This window comes from Kitasatospora sp. NPDC048545, from assembly GCF_040651155.1.
Lineage (GTDB): Bacteria > Actinomycetota > Actinomycetes > Streptomycetales > Streptomycetaceae > Kitasatospora.
The window spans coordinates 30657-47425 of the sequence record NZ_JBEZIQ010000019.1 but is presented as its reverse complement, the minus strand read 5'-3'; the positions used below and the strand labels follow the sequence as shown (position 1 = coordinate 47425).

Here is a 16769-nt window from a genome sequence, read left to right as displayed (position 1 = left end):
GGGCTCGCGTCGCTCCCTCTCCTCTGCGCCCCTCAAGCCCTGCGCAGCAGTTCGCAGCAGTCTGCGCCGTCCCCCTCCGCTCCACCCCTCAAGCGCTGCGCAGCAGTTCGCAGAGGGCCTGGAGCGCCGCCGGGAAGGCGTGTTCGGGTGGGGTGGCGTAGCCGATGACGAGGGCGGGCGGGGTGTCGGTGGGGGTCGGGGTGGCGCGGTGCCAGATGAGGCCGTTGAGGGAGAGGCCGGCGGCCTGGGCACGGGCGAGGAGTTCGGGTTCGGGGGTGGAGCCGGGCGGCAGCTGGAGGACGGCGTGCAGGCCGGCCGCGATGCCGGTGACCCGGACGTGCGGGGCGTGTTCGGCGAGTGCGGTGACCAGTCGGTCGCGGCGGCGCCGGTAGTGGAGGCGGCAGCGCCGGACGTGGCGGTCGTAGGTGCCGGAGGTGATCAGTTCGGCCAGGGTGAGCTGGTCGAGCACCGGGGACATGGTGTCGGCCAGTGTCTTCAGCCGGGCGACGGGTTCGACCAGGGTGTCCGGCAGGGCGAGCCAGGCCAGTCGCAGGCCCGGTGCGAGGCTCTTGGCGGCGGTGCCGGCGTAGACGACCCGCTCCGGGTCGAGCGCCTGCATCGCGCCGAGGGGTTGCCGGTCGTAGCGGAACTCGCCGTCGTAGTCGTCCTCGATGACGTACCGGTCGTGTTCGCGGGCCCACCGGACGGCGTCCGCCCGCCGTTCGGCGGAGAGCGGGGCGCCAGTGGGGTACTGGTGGGCCGGGGTGAGCAGGACGGCGCCGGGGCGGCTGTCGAGCCGGTCGACGCGGGCGCCCTCGTCGTCCAGTGGCAGCGGGAGGGTGGTGAGTCCGGCGGCCCGGGCGACGGCGTGCTGGGGCGGCAGCCCGTACTCCTCGACGGCGAGTGCGCGGGCGCCGCGGTCGCGCAGGGCGGTGCAGAGCAGGCCGAGGCCCTGGGTGACGCCGGTGCAGACGAGCAGGTGGTCGGGGTCGGTGCGGACGCCCCGGACGCGGGCCAGGTAGTGGGTGAGGGCCTGCCGCAGTTCGATCCGGCCGAGCGGGCTGCCGTAGTCGAGGGCGTCGTGGGGCGCGGTGGCGAGGGCGCGGCGGGCGGCGGCGAGCCAGGCGGTGCGGGGGAAGAGGGAGAGGTCGGGCCGTCCGGACATGAGGTCGTGCCGGCCGGTCCGCCGTCGGGGTGCCGTCGGGTCGGCGGCGGACGCGGGCCGTCGGCCGGGGGTGGGTGGTTCCGGCCGGGCACGCCGGGCGACGGTGGTGCCGGAGCCCTGTCGGGAGTCGAGCCAGCCTTCCGCGGTGAGCTGGCCGTACGCCTCGACGACGGTGTTGCGGGCGATCCCGAGGTCCTCGCCGAGGGCCCGGGAGGAGGGCAGCCGGGTGCCGGGGGCGAGCCGTCCGTCCTGGACGGCTTCGCGCAGGGCGTCCTCCAGGGCGACCCGCAGTCCGGTGCCGGCGGCGCGCCGCTCGGTGAGGTCCAGGTGCAGGTCGCCGCCGAAGGAGGTCCAGGAGCTGGTCACGGCCCCATTCTCGCGCGGTGGTGCGGGGTCGGTGCTGCGGGATCGGCCGAGTCCCGGGAGCCGGAGCGGGGAGTGTCGGCATGATGGGGACGTGGGCGATGAGGTTCGGAACGACAACTCGGGCACGGTGGGTGGCGCACTCGTTCAGGCGGGCACCATCGAGGCTCTCCATGTCCACCAGCAGTCCGGTGCTCCTCGGCGGACGGAGCCGACTGAGCCGGCGGCGCTGACCGTCCTCGCCGGCCTGGTCGAGGCGCAGTGGACCGCCGAGGCGAGACTGCGGGGCCTGGAGGACGGCGCCGACATCTCCGTGGAGTGGGAAGCCGGTTGGGATCCGGGAGAGTCCGGAAATGCCGTGCGGGTCTACTCGCCTGCCCTGGTCGAGGAGTTGCGGGGGGCGCTGGCGTACCGGCTGGTGATCGCCGGTCCATCCGGGGCGGGGAAGTCGTCGCTGGCCGTCCGGGTACTGCAGGGACTGTTGAAGGCCCGCAAGGCCGGTCAGCCCGTTCCGGTCCTCTTCCTGCTCTCGGAATGGAATCCCTCGACGCACTTCGAGAAGTGGCTCGCCCAGCGGATCTTCGAGGACTACGGCGACGCCGACCCGAGCCTCGACGCGCGGACCGTTGCCGTGCTGGTGCGGGACCGTCTGGTGGTGCCCGTCCTGGACGGGCTGGACGAGCTCAAGCCCTCGACCAGGCGGGCTGCGTTGGCAGGTCTGCAGGACGCGCGCGGGGACGGTCCCCTGGTCCTGACCTCCCGGTCGCGGGAGTACGAGAAGGAGTCCGGTCGCCTCCGGTTCCTGCACGCGATGCCCGTCCTCCGGGCGCGTCCGGTGTCGGCCGAGGCTGCTGAGGTGTACCTCACCGAGGCCTGCCACCCCAACCGGCGTCCGGCCTGGCAGCCGGTGCTGGACGAGCTGCGGCGGAACCCGGGCGGGCCTGTCGCCACGGTCCTCTCCTCGCCGCTGATGCTGTGGTTGGCACGGGTCGTGTACGAGCAGCAGGACGTGCAGCCAGGGGAGTTGACGGGGCCGGGGCTGCGAACCGGGCGGGAGGTCGCGGGACACCTGCTGGACGGATTCATCCGGGTGAAGTTCTCCTCAGGGCCCCCGTCTCCGTATCTCCCCCGGTCGGTGGCGCGCTGGGACCCGGATCGGGCGGTCGACCACCTCCGCTTCCTGGCCGGGCGGTTGAACCGCGAACGGACCCAGAACCTCGCTTGGTGGCGCCTGCGAAGCCGCCTGACGGCGCCGCTGGTGTGGGGGGCTCTGGTCATGGTCGTGACGGCGGTGCTCGGTACTGCGGCCGGCCAAGGTCTCGCACTGGCGTTCAGGGTGCTCGGGTGGTCGGACGGGACGTACGCCGCCGAGGCGATGAGCACGATCGGACAGGTCGCGACGATTACGGCCATGGGCGGAGGGTTCGTCGCGGCTTACCTCTTCGGCTTCGACGGCCGGCCACGGCGGCCCGCCGGACGGCGCTCCCGGGTCCTGTTGGCCGTGCTGGCAGCAGCGGCGGTCGGGCTGGCGGCCTGGGGCGGGCAGAACCTGGCGGCGGCGTTGACGATGCTCCTGCCGGTGCTGGCCGGCGCCATCCTCGCGACGCCGGTCGAGTCCGGTGCGATGGGGACCGTGACCTCACTGCCGGTGGGGGAGCGGCGGATGGCACTGGTGAAGGCCCTGGTCGTCGCTCCGGCGATCGCGGGGGTCCTGGTCCTGCATCCCGGATCCGGCGGGGCCGGCGCGGCGGTGTCCGTCGGCGCCTTCCTGGACGGTTGGCTGTGTGCGGCCCTGATGCTGACCGGGCTCAGCTGGTGGGGCCGGTGGACTGCCACCCGGGCGGTCTTCGCGGTACGCGGGAAACTGCCCTGGCGGATCCTGGAGTTCCTGGAGGACGCCCACCGACTGGGGATCCTGCGCAAGGTCGGCGGGATCCACCAGTTCCGGCACGCCGGACTGCAGCAGCGGCTCGACCACTCGTGGTCGGGCGAGCGGAGCCCGTCCTCGGCCGGTCGGTCCGAGCTTCGGTTGTGGAGTAGCCGCGAAAGCCTCCGCGCGCTGGTGGACTACGCCTTCACCCCCGGGGTGCTGGTGATCGCCTTCACCGTCCTGGTGTGGCCGCTCACTACCGGGGACGGCTACGGGCTGAACTGGCGCGTCGCTTCGGAGGCGGGGGGTCCCTCGTGTTGCCGCTGGCCGCCACGGTCCTGCTGACGGTGCTGTCGCTGTGTCTGGTCGGTACCCGGCTGCGGGTCGACGCCGAGACCATCGAGGTCAATCGTGGCCGGAAGCTCCGGATCGGCTGGCACGAGGTCGCGGAGGTCGGGGTCCGCCCGATGGAGACGGTGCAGCGGCTCCGGGCGGTCCTGCCGGTCCTGCCGGGCCTGCCGGAGATGTACTGCCTGGCAGTGAAACCGGTGGCCGGCTGGACCGGGCCCAAGTCCCGGACCGATTCCAAGGGCTGGGTCAGGGTGTGGGACCTGGGAGCGACGGGCGTCGTGCCGTTCGAGCTCGAAGCCGCACTGGAGCGGTTCGCCGGTGACCGCTGGGACACCGAGGCGTCCGAGTCCGACGGCGGGTAGCGGTGCCGGACCGGCCGGGATCCCCCCCAGGGACCGGGTTCACCAGGTGGTTCCGGCGGGTTCTTCGATGGTGGCGTTGATGCGGTTGAAGAAGTTGGTCAGCGCGATCATCAGGATGATCGCGGAGAGCTGCTCCTCGTCGAAGTGGTCGGCGGCGGCGTCCCAGACCTCGTCGGGGACGGCCTGGCCGGTGCGGTCGGCGATCCGGGTGGCGGCTTCGGTGAGTTCGAGGGCGGCGCGTTCCTCGTCGGTGAAGAACGGGGCCTCGCGCCAGGCGGCGACGGTGTGCAGTCGCTCGTCGGTCTCGCCGTGCTTCTTGGCGCTCTGGACGCCGGAGAAGACGCAGGCGCTGCAGCCGTTGATCTGGCTGGCGCGCAGGTGGACGAGTTCCAGGATCCGCGGGGCTGTGCCGCCCTGGAGCATGGCCTTGTAGATGGTCTGGATGCCCTTGGTCGCGTCGGGCAGGACCACGGCGGGGTTCTTCATGCGGGCGGTGCGGGTGGTGTGGGCGGTGGTGGTCACGGTGGTCTCCTCGTCGGTTAGCGTCCGTCACCGGACCGACGGATCCCGACGCGAGGATGTGACAGCGTGAGCGAGGAAATTCCATCGACTGACCCGGGCCGTGCCGAACCGGCCGAGTTGGCAGCGCGTTTCGAGGCGGAGCGCCCGCAACTGCGCGTGGTGGCCTACCGGATGCTCGGGTCGATCGCCGAGGCCGACGACGCCGTCCAGGAGGCCTGGTTGAAGCTGGCCCGCAGTGACGTGGGCGGGGTGCGGAACCTGGGGGCGTGGCTGACCACGGTGGTGGGCCGGGTCTGCCTGGACCTGCTGCGGTCCCGGACGTCGCGTCGGGAGGATCCGCTGCCGGAGCAGGACGGGCAGGTGCGGCTGCCGGATCCGGTGGTCAGCGGGCTGGCGGCGCTGGATCCGGTGCACGAGATCCTGGTGGCGGATTCCGTGGGGATCGCGCTGATGGTGGTCCTGGAGACGCTGTCCCCGGCGGAGCGGGTGGCCTTCGTGCTGCACGACATGTTCGAGGTGCCCTTCGACGGGATCGCCGAGGTGCTGGGCCGCACGTCGGCCTCGACCCGGCAGTTGGCCAGCCGGGCCCGCCGCCGGGTGCAGGGCGCGACCCCGGCCGCGGACGCCGACGTGGCCCGCAAGCGCGAGGTGGTGGAGGCCTTCCTGAGCGCTTCCCGAGGCGGTGACTTCGACGCTCTGCTGGCGGTGCTGGACCCGGACGTGGTGGCGCGTTCGGACGGCGGCACGCTGGTGCCGAGCGTGCTGCGACGCGGTGCGGCGGACGTCGCCTCGCAGGCGATCACCTTCGCCCGCTTCGCCGCCGCCGGCCGTCCGGTCCTGGTCAACGGTTCGCCGGGTGTGGTGGCGTTCGCCGACGGCCGTCCGCTGTCGGTGATGTCGTTCACCATCCACGGGGGCCGGATCACCGCGATGGACATCCTCACCAACCCGACCCGGTTGGCCGCCCTGGGCCTCGGGGCCTGAGCGCCGCGCCGTGCTCCGGGTCCGTCCGGCGGGTGCCGGGCGGACCCGGAGTGGGTTCAGGCCAGGCCGCCGGTGGCGCGGAGGTTCTGGCCGGTGATCCAGCGGCCGTCCGGGCCGGCCAGGAACGCGACGACGTCGGCGATGTCCTCGGGGTCGCCGAGCCGGCGCAGCGGGGTGAGGGCGGCGACGCGGGTGAGCGCCTCGGGCGGGTTGGTGCCGCGCAGCAGGTCGGTGTCGGTGGCGCCGGGAGAGACGGTGTTGACGGTGATCCCGCGCGGGCCGAGTTCGACGGCTGCGACGGCGGTGAGCTGCTCGACGGCGCCCTTGCTGGCGGCGTACGCGGCGATGCCGGGAACGGGCCGGACGGTGTTCGCGGTGGAGATGTTGACGATGCGTCCGCCGTCGCGCATCCGGCGGGCTGCGTAGCGGACGGTGGCGAAGACGGAGCGGGTGTTGACCGCCAGGACGGCGTCGAGGGCCGTGTCGTCCAGTTCGGCGAGCGGGGTGGGGACGAAGGACGTGGCGGCGTTGTTCACCAGGACGTCCAGCCCGCCGAGCCGGTCCTCCGCCTCGGCCATCAGCCGCTCGGCGGCGCCCGGTTCGCCGAGGTCGGCGCGCAGGGCCCAGGCGCGGCCGCCCCCGGCCTCGACGGCACGGACCACCTCGGCGGCGGCCCGGTCGTCGTGGGCGTAGCCGAAGACCACGTCGGCGCCGTCGCGGGCCAGTCGGCGGACGATGGCCCGCCCGATGCCCCGGGAGCCGCCGGTGACGACTGCGGCCCTGCGCTGCGGGGAGTCCGGCCCGCGCTGCTCCGCATCCGCCGTGCCCTGCGGGGAGTCCGGCCTGTCCCATGCTTCCGTCATGCTTCCTCCACGTGTTGTTCGCCGTTGCTTCCCGGGCCGCGGTCGCGCCTGCGCGCTACGGTGCCGCCCATGGCGAACTTTGTACTCGTAGCGGGTGCGTGGCTGGGTTCCTGGGCCTGGGACGAGGTCGTGCCGGAGTTGCGCGCGGCCGGGCACGGGGCCCATCCGTTGACGTTGTCCGGGCTGGCGGAGCGGCGGGACGCGCCGGCCGGGCAGGGGGCGCACGTGGCGGACGTGGTGGCCGAGGTGGAGCGGCTCGACCTGCGGGAGGTGGTGCTGGTCGGGCACAGCTACTCGGGCGTCCCGGTCGGGCAGGCCGCCGAGCGGATCGGCGGCCGGCTGGCCGGGCTGGTGCTGGTGGACGCCAACGTGCCGGTGGCGGGGGAGTCCTTCGCCGACCAGATGCCGGAGCCGGCGGCGTTGCGGGCGGAGCTCGCCGCGCACAGGGGCTGGTGGCCGCCGTTGCCGCCGGCCGAGTTCGCGGGGCAGGGGCTGACGACCGGGCAGATCGCCCGGATCGCCGAGCGGGCGACCCCGCACCCGGGCGCCTCGCTGACCGAACCGGCGGTGCTGGAGGGCCCGTTGAGTGCTCTGCCGACGTTGTACGTGAAGTGTCTGCTGGACTGGCCGGAGCCGCCTCCGGTGGTCGCCGGTCTGGTCGCGGACGGTCACTGGCGGCTGGCCGAGCTGGACACCGGGCACTGGCCGATGTTCTCCCGTCCGGCCGAGCTCGCCCGGGTCCTGGGCGGGTTCTGACGCCGGGCGGGCGGGTCAGACGGACAGGAAGACCGCGCTGCCGACGCCGGCGAGGAAGCAGTAGATCGCGAACGGGGTGAGGCTGCGGGTCTCGAAGTACTTGGTGAGGAACCGCACCGAGACGTACCCGGCCACGAAGGCGGCGACGCTGCCGGCGGCCACCGGGCCGAGGACGGCGGAGTTCTCCGGCTTGAACAGCTCGGGGACCTTCAGGACCGAGGCGGCGAGGATGACCGGGGTGGCGAGCAGGAAGGAGAACCGGGCGGCGTCCTCGTGGTGCAGTCCGCGCAGGATGCCGGCGCTCATGGTGACGCCGGAGCGGCTGATGCCGGGGAACAGCGCGAGGATCTGCGCGGCGCCGATCCAGGCGCCCTGTCCGTAGCCGAGCCTGGTCAGCCGGTGGTCGGAGGCGATCGCCGGGTCGGTGCCGGGTTCGTCGACGGGGGCGGCGTGTCCGGCCCGGCGGCGGCCGGTGCCGCCGCGCTTGAGCCGCTCGGCGCCGAGCAGGACGAGCCCGTTGAGGGCGAGGAAGACGGCGGCCGGGACGGGCTTGCCGAGCGCGTTGCGCAGCGCCTTCTCCAGGGCGAGGCCGGCCACCCCGACCGGGATGGTGGAGAGGATGAGCAGCCAGGCGAGCTTCTCGTTGCGGGTCTCCACGCGGCGGTGGCGGATCGAGCCGACCAGTCCGCTGACGACGCGGACCCAGTCCTTCCAGAAGTAGACGACCAGCGCGAGCGCGGTGGCCAGGTGCAGGGCGACCAGGGCGGCGAGGTAGGAGGAGCCCTCGGCGGTCATGTCGAGGTCGTGCTGGATCTTCCCGCCGATCAGGGCGGGCAGCAGGATGCTGTGGCCGAGGCTGGAGACCGGGAAGAGTTCCGTCACACCCTGCAGCAGGCCGACGCCTATCGCTTCCGGGTAGGTCAGGGTGGACATCGCGCACCTTCGCTCGGGGGGTAGCGGCCGGCCTGATCCGGTGGCCCTCGCGAAGCTACTACGGGCATGTAGACGACCGGCAGCCCCGCCGCCAGAAGTTCACCGACCGTACGTCTGGGTGACATCGGCCCCGAAGTGGTGGATCAACGCCCCTGCTACGGCGGCCAGTACGGTGCCGGACGGGAGGGCCCGGTGGGCCACGTCGCCGAGCAGCACGACGGCGCTCACCGTGAGCGGGGCGGCCACCAGGGGCAGGGCGACGGTCAGGACGGCGGGCAGGCGGCGCATCGTGGCTCCTCGGTGCTCGGCTCCGAGCCCGGCTCCGGGCTCGACGCACGCCACGATGGCGCCTCCCGCTGCGTCAGGTTCAAGTCCTTTTCGCCGTGGCGACGCTCGGTGCCCGGGCCGGCCCTGTTCAGTCCGTCGCGATCCGCTGCCAGCCGGCCCCGGCGGCCCCGTCCGCCGCGACCGGCGCGGCCGCGAAGTCGTACCGCAGCCGGTCCGGCCCGAGCGCGAGCAGCGAGATCGACGAGGAGCCCCAGATCCGCCCGTCGCCGAAGTCCCGCCGCTGGACCAGGGCCGCGTCCTCGTCCGGTGCCAGTCCGTCGCCGGCGACGATCGGCAGCCAGGCGCCCCAGGCCCGTTCGGTCGGCCCGTCGCCGGCCGGCTCGGGCCGGAGTGCGGCGGTGAATCGGGCCCGGAAGTGGTCGGCGCGGGCGGCCATCAGCGCGCTGATCCGCTCGGAGGCGGAGCGGTTGGCGGCCAGGCCCTCCAGTCCGTCGTTGAGCACGACGCTGAGCCCGGCGGGCAGTTCGCGCTCCTCCAGCCGGCCGTCGCCCCAGCTGGCGACCCGGGCGCCGTCGGGCCGGACCAGGACGAGGTGGAACGGGTCGTACGGGGTGAGGTCGAGGTGGCCGATCCCGTCCTCGGTGACGGCGGTGAGCGGCAGCCCGCCCCGGGTGCGCCGGGAGTCGGCGGGGGCGAGCCGGCCGAAGCCGTTGAGCAGGCAGGCGGCGGTCCTCCGGGCGGGGTCGACGGCCAGCCAGGTGCCGCCGGCCGCGAGGTCCAGGCCGCCGAGCAGTCCCGGCCGGTCCGGCCAGTGGTGGTCCGGCGGCAGCCAGGCGCGTCCCAGGTACTCGTCCCGGACCGACAGCAGCAGGACCGGTACGGCCGCTCCCGGTTCGACGCTGACGAACGCCGTGCACACGACCCTGTCCCCCTGACCTCGTGCTGTCGGCGGTGTCCTGCCGACGGTGCCCTGTCAGCGATCCTCGCACGCCCGTTCGTACGCCGGAAGTGGCCCAAGGAACCGGGTGCCGAATGAACCAGGGCGGCGGGCCACTGTGCTTCTAGGCTGGCGCTCATGACGACGAACGAGACCGTGACGACCCCCGACGCGGCGGCCGGCGCGCCCGTGCCGGCCCCGGCCCAGCGCATCGTGCTGCCGAAGCTCGCGCCCGCCTACTACCAGGCGATGGTCGCCGTGGACCAGGCCGCCCGCACCGGCCTCGACCCGGTGATCGTCGAGCTGGTCAAGCTGCACGCCTCGATGATCAACGGCTGTGCCTACTGCATCGACATGCACTCCACCGACGCCGTCAAGCAGGGCGAGCGGGAGCACCGCCTGCTCTCCCTCCCCGCGTGGCGCGAGACCCCGTGGTTCACCGCCCGCGAGCGCGCCGCCCTGGCCCTCACCGAGTCGGTCACCCGGCTGACCGAGGGCCACGTGCCGGACGCCGTGTGGGCGCAGGCCGCCGAACAGTTCGAGGAGGCGGAGCTGGCCCAGCTGGTCGCGCTGATCGCGACCATCAACGCCTGGAACCGGATCGGTGTGAGCACCCGCCTGAGCCCGGCCGCGAAGTGAGGTCCGGGGACGTGACGACGAACGGGACCGTGACGGTCCGGCGGGAGAAGGCCCGGCTGCTCCGGGAGCTGCACCGCCCGGGCGAGCCGCTGGTGCTGGCGAACGTGTGGGACGCGGCGAGCGCCCGCCTGGTGGCGGCCACCGGGGCGCGCGCGGTGGCGACGGCCAGCGCGAGCGTCTGCTGGTCGCTCGGCAGCCCGGACGGCGGCGGCGCCGACCGCGAGCAGGTGCTGGCCAGGACCGCCCAGGTGGTCCGGTCGGTCGAGCTGCCGGTCACCGCGGACCTGGAGGGCGGCTACGCGGACACCGCGGCCGGGGTCGGCGAGACCGTCACCGCACTGCTGGCCACCGGAGCCGTCGGGGTGAACCTGGAGGACGGCGGACGCCCCCGGGAGGAGGCCGCCGAGCGGATCGCGGCGGCCCGTGCGGCGGCCGACGCGGCGGGCGTCCCGCTCGTCATCAACGGGCGCACCGACGTGTTCCTGCACGGGACCGGCGCCCCGGAGGACCGGCTGGACGAGGCGGTCCGCCGGCTGCGGGTGTACGTCGAGGCGGGCGCGGACGTCGTGTTCGCCCCCGGCGTGGCCGACCCGGAGACCATCGCCGCCCTGGTCACGGCCGTCCCGGCGCCGCTGAACGTGCTGGCCGGGCCGGGTTCCCCGTCGGTCGCCGAACTGGCGGAGCTCGGCGTGGCCCGGATCAGCCTGGGCCCCGGCCTGGCCAAGGCGGCGTACGCGGCGGTCCGCCGGGCCGCCGAGGAGGTCTACGCGAGCGGCACCTACACCGCGCTGGACGGCGGGCTGACCTACCCGGAGCTCAACGGGCTCTTCACGGGCTGACACCGGGCCCCGGGCGGCCGACCGCACGGGGGTCGGTCGGTCGCCCGGGCTCTCAGCCGAGGGCGTGGTCGACGGCGTTGCCCCGGCCGCAGTCGTCCACGTGGTCGCCGAGCGAGCCGCCGAGCACCGGCACCACCGCCACCTCCTGCAGGCAGAGGGCGGCGGCGGTGACGCCCCAGCCGCGGGCCGGGGGGACCCTGCCGCCCTCGTCGGCGGCCGCGGGGGCGGCGGGAACGGCCAGGGACAGCACGGCGAGCGCGAGGGCGAGCGGCCCGGCAGCCACTGCCGTCAGCCGATCTGGCCGCTGAGCCCCGGGTGGCTCATCTGGTTGGTGCCGACGGCCTCCACCTCGTTGGCGGTGTGCCCGATCACCGGGAGCTTGCCCGCGGTCTGCAGGGCGAGGTCGGCGGGGGAGAGGTTGAGGCCGTCGGTCAGACCGCCGGTGGCGTCCGGCGAGGTGGCGGTCTGGGTGGTGGCGCAGGCCGCGGGGGCGGCGATGGCGAGGCCTGCCATGGTGAGGGCGGCCAGGGCGGCGAGCTTCTTCGTGCCGTGGGTCTTCATGCCGTGGCTCCTCGCGCCGTGGTCCTTGGTGCGGTGGTTCGTCATGCACTGCCGAACGACCCGGCCGCCCTCAGGTCACCCGCCGGGCCGGACGGTCACCCACAGGGTTCGCACGCTGTTGCTGACGAACGACGCGATCGGCTCGTTCGTCCGGCCCTCCGCGAGGGCCAGTGCGGGGAACCGGGCGAACAGGTGCCGCAGCGCCGTCTCGGCCTCCAGCCGGGCCAGTCCGGAGCCGAGGCAGAAGTGCGGGCCGTGGCCGAGCGACAGGTGCCGGGCGGGCTGCCGGGTGAGGTCGAAGCGGTCGGCGTCGGGGTGGTGTCCGGAGTCGCGCCCGGCCGCCGCGTAGGAGGCCAGCAGCGCCTCGCCGCGCCGGATCACCACGTCGCCGACCTCGATGTCCTCGGTCGCGTAGCGCAGCGGGAACTGCCCGACCGGCGAGTCGTAGCGCAGCGTCTCCTCGACCACCGCCGACCACGGCTGCGCGCCGTCCAGGACGAGCCGCAGCTGGTCCGGGTGGGCGAGCAGGGCGCGGACGGCGTTGGTGATCAGGTTGAGCGTGGTCTCGTGCCCGGCGACCAGCATCAGCAGCAGGGTGCCGACGAGTTCGGCCTCGCTGAGCCGGTCGCCGGCCTCGTGGACGGCGATCAGGTCGGTGGTCAGGTCGTCGCCGGGTTCGGCCCGCTTGGCCGCGACCACCGAGGCCAGCAGCGCGTTCAGGTCCCGCTGCGCGGCGATGGCCGCCGCCGGGGTGGCCGAGCTGGAGACCAGGGTGTCGGACAGCTCGTGCAGCTCGTCCTGCTGCTCCAGCGCGAGCCCGAGCAGTTCGCCGATGACCTGCATCGGCAGCGGGTAGGCGAAGTGCTCGCGCAGGTCGAACTCGCCGTCCAGCTCGGCGACGTCGTCGAGCAGCGCGACGGTCCTGGCCTCGATGGCGGGGGCCAGCTGGGCGATCCGGCGCGGGGTGAACGCCTGGGACACCAGTCCGCGCAGCCGCCGGTGGTCGTCCCCGTCGGCGGTGACCATGCCGGGGACGGCGATGAAGTTGGTCAGCGGCCAGCCTTCCGGGAGGCGCCCCTCCCGGAAGGTCGTCCACAGCCGGGCGTTCTTGCCGACGCGGGGGTCGGCCAGCAGCGCCTGGAGGGTGTCGTGGTGGGTTATCGCCCAGACCACCACCCCGCCAGGGAGCTCCACCAGGACCGCGGGGCCGGCCGCGCGGAGTCGGGCGTTCTCTCCGTGCTGGTCGCCTCCGAAGGGGTCGAGTCTGACGGGTTCGGGGCGGGCTCCTGCGGAGTCGACGGCGGTGTCCATGCGGGCCTCTCGGGGGCTGGCGGGCGGGGCGGGGTGAAGGCGCTGTACAGCACCGGCAGGGCGGTAAGGGCTCGGGACCAGGGGGACGGCCGCCAGGCCAGTTCGCCTGCCGGGACGGCGAGTTGGAGGTCCGGCAGGCGGTGCAGCAGGGTCTCGACGGCGGTTTCGACGATGATCCGGGCCGGGTGCTGGGCCGGGCAGACGTGTCGGCCCGCGCCCCACGCGAGGTGCGCCCGGTTGCCGCCGAGCGACCCCTGGGCGGCGGCGGAGACGCCCTGGGCGGCCGGGTCGGCGTTGGCCGCGGCCAGGCCGAGGACCAGCATGTCGCCGGCGCTGATGTACTGGCCGCCGAGCACGGTGTCGCCGGTGGCCCAGCGGCCGGGGAAGTTCTGCGTCGGCGGGTCGCGCCAGAGCACCTCCTCCAGCGCGTCGGAGACGGTGAGCCGGCCGCCGGTGAGGGTGGCCCGGAAGCGCCGGTCGGTGAGCAGCAGCCGCAGGGTGTTGCCGGTCCAGTTGATCGAGGTCTCGTTGCCCGCGACCATCAGCACCACCAGGTGGTGCACCGCCTCCTCGTCGGTCAGCCCGGCCGGGTGGGCGAGCAGCCAGGAGGTGAGGTCGGCGCTGGGCGCGGCCCGGCGTCGCCGGACCAGGTCGACCAGGATCGCCTGGAACTCGGCGCCGGCCCGCTGTGACTGCGCGCTGCTGTCCACGAAGTGGCTGATCAGCTCGACCAGCCGGGGCCCGGCGTCGGCCGGCAGGCCGATCAGCTGGGTGAAGACCAGCAGGGGAAGCCGCCGCGCGTACTGGGCGATCAGGTCGGCGGTGCCGTCCGGTCCCCAGCTGTCGATCAGGCCGTTGGCGGCGGCCTCGGTGGTCCCGCGCAGCTGGTGGTGGTCGATCTGGGCGAGGGTGTCCGAGACGGCGGAGCGCAGCCGCTGGTGGTCGGCGCCGTCCAGGTTGAGCAGCGTCGGGCGCCAGGAGGTCATCGTCAGCAGCCGGGAGTCGGCGGCCAGCCGGCCTTCGGCGGGCACCCGCCAGCGGCGCGAGTCCTTGGAGAACAGCGCCTCGTTGCGGGTGAGTTCGAGCAGTTCGGCGTAGCCGAGGACGAGCCAGGCCTCGACGCCGGGCTCCAGCTCGATCGGCGCGACCGGGCCGTAGCGCTCGCGCAGCCGCAGGTACAGCCCGTGCGGGTCCTCGGCGACGGCCGACCCGTACAGCGGGGTCAGCGGTACGCCGGTGGGCAGTCCGCCGGGCAGGCCCGCACCGGGCCCGACGGGCGGGCCGCCGTGCGCGACCGGGCAGCCGTGGGCGGCCGCGGCGCCGGGTTCGGTGGCGCTCATCCCTGCAGCTCCAGGACCGAGCTGCGGTGCAGGTGGTCGACGAAGTCGATCAGCAGGTCGTACGACTGCCGCCGGTCGCGGGCGTCGCAGAACAGGATCGGCACGTCCGGCAGCAGGTCCAGTGCCGAGCGCAGCTCCTCCTCCGGGTAACTCGGGCTGTCCGGGAAGGTGTTGACGGCTACGGCGAACGGGATGCGCTGCTCCTCCAGCCGGCCGAGGACGTCGAAGCTCTCGTCCGGACGGCGCAGGTCGACCATCGCGATGGCGCCGAGCGCGCCCCGCGACAGGTCGTCCCAGAGCGGCCAGAACCGCTGCTGCCCGGGCGTGCCGAACAGGTACAGCGCGAGCCGCGGGTTGAGCGTGATCCGGCCGAAGTCCAGCGCGACCGTGGTGGTCGTCTTGGTGCCGCGGCCGGTGAGGTCGTCGACGCCGCTGCTGGCGGCGGTCATGGTCTCCTCGGTGCGCAGCGGGGTGATCTCGCTCAGCGAGCCGACCAGGGTGGTCTTGCCGACCCCGAACGGGCCGGTGACCAGGATCTTGACCGCGCCCTGCACCGAGGACGGCAGGTACTGCGGCCCGTCGGCCGCACCGGCGGCCTCGGGGACGGCTTCAGCGGAGTTGGCGGAGGCCAACGAGCACCTCTTCCAGGAGGGTTGTGGGCAGGCGTTCGGCCTGCGGGACGGGCGGGAGCACCTGCACGGCGCCGAGGTCCCACAGGTCCCCGACCAGCACCTTGACGACGCCGAACGGCAGCCCCAGGTGGGCGGCCACCTCGGCGATGGACAGCAGGCTGTGGCAGATCCCGAGGATGCGCCGGTGCTCCCGGTTCAGCAGCTGGTGCTCGGGCAGTTCCGGCGGGTCGGGTAACGCGCTGACCAGGCTCTCCACGGCCAGCTCGGGGCGGGTGGAGCGGCTGCGTCCACCGGTGATGACGTACGGCCGGACCGGCCCGCTCACCGGTGGCCCCCCGCCGCGTGGTCGACGCGCGGCGGGCTGGTGAGGTGGGTTCCGATCCGCTCGACCAGGACCTGCATCTGGTACGCGACCAGGCCGGCGTCCACCGCCTCGCTGGTCACCACGGCCAGGTGCGCGCCGGCCCCGGCGGCGACGATGAACAGGTAGCCGCCGCCGTACTCGATGATGATCTGGCGGGTGGCGCTGCCCGGTCCGCCGAAACCGGTCGCGACGCCGCGGGCCAGCGACTGCAGTCCGGAGCAGGCGGCGGCGAGCCGTTCGGCGTCCTCGCGCGGGATGCCCGCGCTGCGACCGATCTCCAGGCCGTCGTTGGAGACGACGACGGCGTGCTGGACCTGGGGGACGGCGATGATGTCGGCGAGCAGCCAGCCGAGGTCAGGGGTGGTGGTCATGGAACTCTCCGGAGCGCTGGGGAAGTCGGGGGGAAGCAGGGTCGGTGGGGCCGGGTTGGGCCTGGGCCCGGGCGGCCGATCGGCCGCTGGCGGTACCGGCCTGGAACATCGCCATGAACGCCTGCGCGTCCCGGGCCGAGCGGTACGGCGGGGCGGGCGGCGGTGGGGGAGCGGCGTGCTGGGCGGGGCGGTTGGCGCGGTCGCGCCGGTGGCTCCGGCGGGGCAGTGGCGGCGGGGTGTCGCCGAGGAGGGGGCCCGGGCCCGGCGGCGGGGCCTCGACCAGGGGGTGGCCGAGGGGGGAGACCGGTCGGGGGTCGGGGTTGAACGCCCGGTCGTCCGGCCCGAGGCCGGGGACGGTGGGCGGCAGCGGCTCGGTGAGCAGCGCGTTCGGGAGCAGGAGGACCACGCGCACGCCGCCGTACGGCGAGGGCGCCGAGCTGAGGGTGACCCGGAAGCCGTACTGCTCGGCGAGCCGGCCGACCGCGGCCAGGCCCAGTTGGGGCACCTCGCCCAGCCGGGAGACCTCCAGGGTGCTGCCGCCCGCGAGCGCGGCGGACGCCTTGGCGACGGCCTGCTCGGGCATGCCGACGCCGCCGTCGTCGATCTCGATGACGGCGCCGTTGTGCACCGGCATGAGGGTGACGAACACCTGGGTGCTGGGCGGGGAGTAGCGGGTGGCGTTGTCCAGCAGCTCGGCGATCGCGTGGATCAGCGCCTCGGCCGCGGCGCCGACCACCGCGGTCTCGATCCGGCTGCGGACGACCACCCGCTGGAACGGCAGGATGCGTGACTGGGCGCCGCGGACGACGTCCTCCAGGGGGACCGGCTCCGGCCAGTGGCGGCCGGCCCGCGCGCCGCACAGCACGGCCAGGGTCTGGGCCAGCCGGGCCTGTTGGGCGGCGGCGTGATCGGCCTTGAGCAGGCCCTCCAGCAGGGCCGGGTCGTCGTGGGTGCGCTCCATCTCGTCCAGCAGGGCCTGCTGGTCGTGGGCCATCACCAGGATCCGGCGGGCGACGCTGAGGAAGGCCCGCTGGGTGGAGGCGGTGAGTTCCTGCTCCTGCTGGACGGCGGCCAGCTCGGCGCCGCGGCGGGAGAGTTCGGCGGTGAGCTGGTCCTGGAGGCGGGCGAGTTCGTGCTGCAGCCGGTTGGCACGGCCGCGCTGGGTGACGGACACGGCGTGGTACCGCGCGGCGGCCACGAGGGCGAGGACGGCGAGTACGCCGGTTGCCGTTACGGACCACTGAGTCATCGTCACGCCGCGAATTCTAGGGTGATGATCCTACGAAGGTGTGAACGGATCTCGCCAAGTGACCGGATC

20 protein-coding genes are annotated in these 16769 nt (G+C 74.2%); 6 read left to right on the top strand and 14 right to left on the bottom strand.

Annotated elements, in window-relative coordinates; all coding sequences use genetic code 11:
* Positions 1 to 88: 88 nt before the first annotated feature.
* Positions 89 to 1531 carry a PLP-dependent aminotransferase family protein gene (locus AB0D10_RS19530; protein WP_360257744.1) on the bottom strand — a complete coding sequence of 481 codons (1443 nt, stop codon included), beginning with the start codon at positions 1529 to 1531 and terminating at the stop codon, positions 89 to 91.
* Between the two features lie 91 nt (positions 1532 to 1622).
* Here AB0D10_RS19530 and AB0D10_RS19525 point away from each other — a divergent pair, with 91 nt between their 5' ends.
* Positions 1623 to 3743 (top strand): NACHT domain-containing protein, encoded by a 2121-nt coding sequence (locus tag AB0D10_RS19525; protein ID WP_360257741.1) that lies wholly within the window; start codon positions 1623 to 1625, stop codon positions 3741 to 3743.
* Positions 3713 to 4111: a hypothetical protein gene (locus AB0D10_RS19520; protein WP_360257739.1), complete on the top strand. Its 399-nt coding sequence runs from the start codon at positions 3713 to 3715 to the stop codon at positions 4109 to 4111. Before AB0D10_RS19525 ends, AB0D10_RS19520 begins: the two co-directional genes overlap by 31 nt.
* A gap of 39 nt (positions 4112 to 4150) precedes the next feature.
* On the opposite strand, the gene AB0D10_RS19515 is transcribed toward AB0D10_RS19520, so the two are convergent.
* Complete coding sequence (locus AB0D10_RS19515; protein ID WP_360257972.1) at positions 4151 to 4597, bottom strand: carboxymuconolactone decarboxylase family protein; 447 nt, start codon at positions 4595 to 4597, stop codon at positions 4151 to 4153.
* A 102-nt stretch (positions 4598 to 4699) separates the two neighbouring features.
* Between AB0D10_RS19515 and AB0D10_RS19510 the strand changes: the two genes are divergently transcribed.
* Positions 4700 to 5617 (top strand): sigma-70 family RNA polymerase sigma factor, encoded by a 918-nt coding sequence (locus tag AB0D10_RS19510; RefSeq protein ID WP_360257737.1) that lies wholly within the window; start codon positions 4700 to 4702, stop codon positions 5615 to 5617.
* A 56-nt stretch (positions 5618 to 5673) separates the two neighbouring features.
* Here AB0D10_RS19510 and AB0D10_RS19505 read toward each other — a convergent pair whose 3' ends face one another.
* Positions 5674 to 6480 carry a glucose 1-dehydrogenase gene (locus AB0D10_RS19505; RefSeq protein ID WP_360257735.1) on the bottom strand — a complete coding sequence of 269 codons (807 nt, stop codon included), beginning with the start codon at positions 6478 to 6480 and terminating at the stop codon, positions 5674 to 5676.
* 69 nt (positions 6481 to 6549) lie between these two features.
* Here AB0D10_RS19505 and AB0D10_RS19500 point away from each other — a divergent pair, with 69 nt between their 5' ends.
* The gene (locus AB0D10_RS19500) at positions 6550 to 7236 is read left to right on the top strand and encodes an alpha/beta hydrolase (protein WP_360257733.1); all 687 of its coding nucleotides are present in this window, start codon (positions 6550 to 6552) and stop codon (positions 7234 to 7236) included.
* Between the two features lie 15 nt (positions 7237 to 7251).
* On the opposite strand, the gene AB0D10_RS19495 is transcribed toward AB0D10_RS19500, so the two are convergent.
* The 3 genes from AB0D10_RS19495 to AB0D10_RS19485 all read right to left on the bottom strand — a co-directional run bounded on the left by AB0D10_RS19495 (position 7252) and on the right by AB0D10_RS19485 (position 9376).
* Positions 7252 to 8169: an undecaprenyl-diphosphate phosphatase gene (locus AB0D10_RS19495; RefSeq protein WP_360257731.1), complete on the bottom strand. Its 918-nt coding sequence runs from the start codon at positions 8167 to 8169 to the stop codon at positions 7252 to 7254.
* Positions 8170 to 8268: 99 nt separating this feature from the next.
* Positions 8269 to 8457, bottom strand: coding sequence for a hypothetical protein (locus AB0D10_RS19490; protein ID WP_360257729.1), 189 nt, complete (start codon positions 8455 to 8457; stop codon positions 8269 to 8271).
* 127 nt (positions 8458 to 8584) lie between these two features.
* Positions 8585 to 9376 carry an NRDE family protein gene (locus tag AB0D10_RS19485; protein ID WP_360257727.1) on the bottom strand — a complete coding sequence of 264 codons (792 nt, stop codon included), beginning with the start codon at positions 9374 to 9376 and terminating at the stop codon, positions 8585 to 8587.
* Between the two features lie 156 nt (positions 9377 to 9532).
* Here AB0D10_RS19485 and AB0D10_RS19480 point away from each other — a divergent pair, with 156 nt between their 5' ends.
* Both AB0D10_RS19480 and AB0D10_RS19475 read left to right on the top strand, forming a co-directional pair.
* A complete protein-coding gene (locus tag AB0D10_RS19480) occupies positions 9533 to 10033 on the top strand; it encodes a carboxymuconolactone decarboxylase family protein (protein WP_360257725.1) in 501 nt (166 codons plus the stop codon).
* A gap of 11 nt (positions 10034 to 10044) precedes the next feature.
* Positions 10045 to 10872: an isocitrate lyase/phosphoenolpyruvate mutase family protein gene (locus AB0D10_RS19475; protein ID WP_360257723.1), complete on the top strand. Its 828-nt coding sequence runs from the start codon at positions 10045 to 10047 to the stop codon at positions 10870 to 10872.
* Between the two features lie 52 nt (positions 10873 to 10924).
* Here the strand turns inward: AB0D10_RS19475 and AB0D10_RS19470 are convergent, their stop codons facing one another.
* The 8 genes from AB0D10_RS19470 to AB0D10_RS19435 form a co-directional block, all read right to left on the bottom strand.
* Positions 10925 to 11155 (bottom strand): hypothetical protein, encoded by a 231-nt coding sequence (locus AB0D10_RS19470; protein WP_360257721.1) that lies wholly within the window; start codon positions 11153 to 11155, stop codon positions 10925 to 10927.
* A gap of 5 nt (positions 11156 to 11160) precedes the next feature.
* Positions 11161 to 11433 (bottom strand): hypothetical protein, encoded by a 273-nt coding sequence (locus AB0D10_RS19465; RefSeq protein WP_360257718.1) that lies wholly within the window; start codon positions 11431 to 11433, stop codon positions 11161 to 11163.
* A gap of 75 nt (positions 11434 to 11508) precedes the next feature.
* The gene (locus tag AB0D10_RS19460; RefSeq protein ID WP_360257716.1) at positions 11509 to 12627 is read right to left on the bottom strand and encodes a cytochrome P450; all 1119 of its coding nucleotides are present in this window, start codon (positions 12625 to 12627) and stop codon (positions 11509 to 11511) included.
* On the bottom strand, positions 12591 to 14084 hold the full coding sequence (locus AB0D10_RS19455; protein ID WP_360257714.1) for a cytochrome P450: 1494 nt from the start codon (positions 14082 to 14084) through the stop codon (positions 12591 to 12593). The genes AB0D10_RS19460 and AB0D10_RS19455 overlap by 37 nt, the downstream gene beginning before the upstream one ends.
* The gene (locus tag AB0D10_RS19450; RefSeq protein ID WP_360257712.1) at positions 14081 to 14716 is read right to left on the bottom strand and encodes an ATP/GTP-binding protein; all 636 of its coding nucleotides are present in this window, start codon (positions 14714 to 14716) and stop codon (positions 14081 to 14083) included. Before AB0D10_RS19450 ends, AB0D10_RS19455 begins: the two co-directional genes overlap by 4 nt.
* The gene (locus AB0D10_RS19445) at positions 14694 to 15041 is read right to left on the bottom strand and encodes a DUF742 domain-containing protein (RefSeq protein ID WP_360257710.1); all 348 of its coding nucleotides are present in this window, start codon (positions 15039 to 15041) and stop codon (positions 14694 to 14696) included. Before AB0D10_RS19445 ends, AB0D10_RS19450 begins: the two co-directional genes overlap by 23 nt.
* Complete coding sequence (locus AB0D10_RS19440) at positions 15038 to 15451, bottom strand: roadblock/LC7 domain-containing protein (protein ID WP_360257708.1); 414 nt, start codon at positions 15449 to 15451, stop codon at positions 15038 to 15040. The genes AB0D10_RS19445 and AB0D10_RS19440 overlap by 4 nt, the downstream gene beginning before the upstream one ends.
* Entirely contained in the window at positions 15435 to 16700 is a 1266-nt protein-coding gene (locus AB0D10_RS19435; RefSeq protein WP_360257970.1) for an ATP-binding protein, read from the bottom strand. The genes AB0D10_RS19440 and AB0D10_RS19435 overlap by 17 nt, the downstream gene beginning before the upstream one ends.
* Positions 16701 to 16769 lie beyond the last annotated feature (69 nt).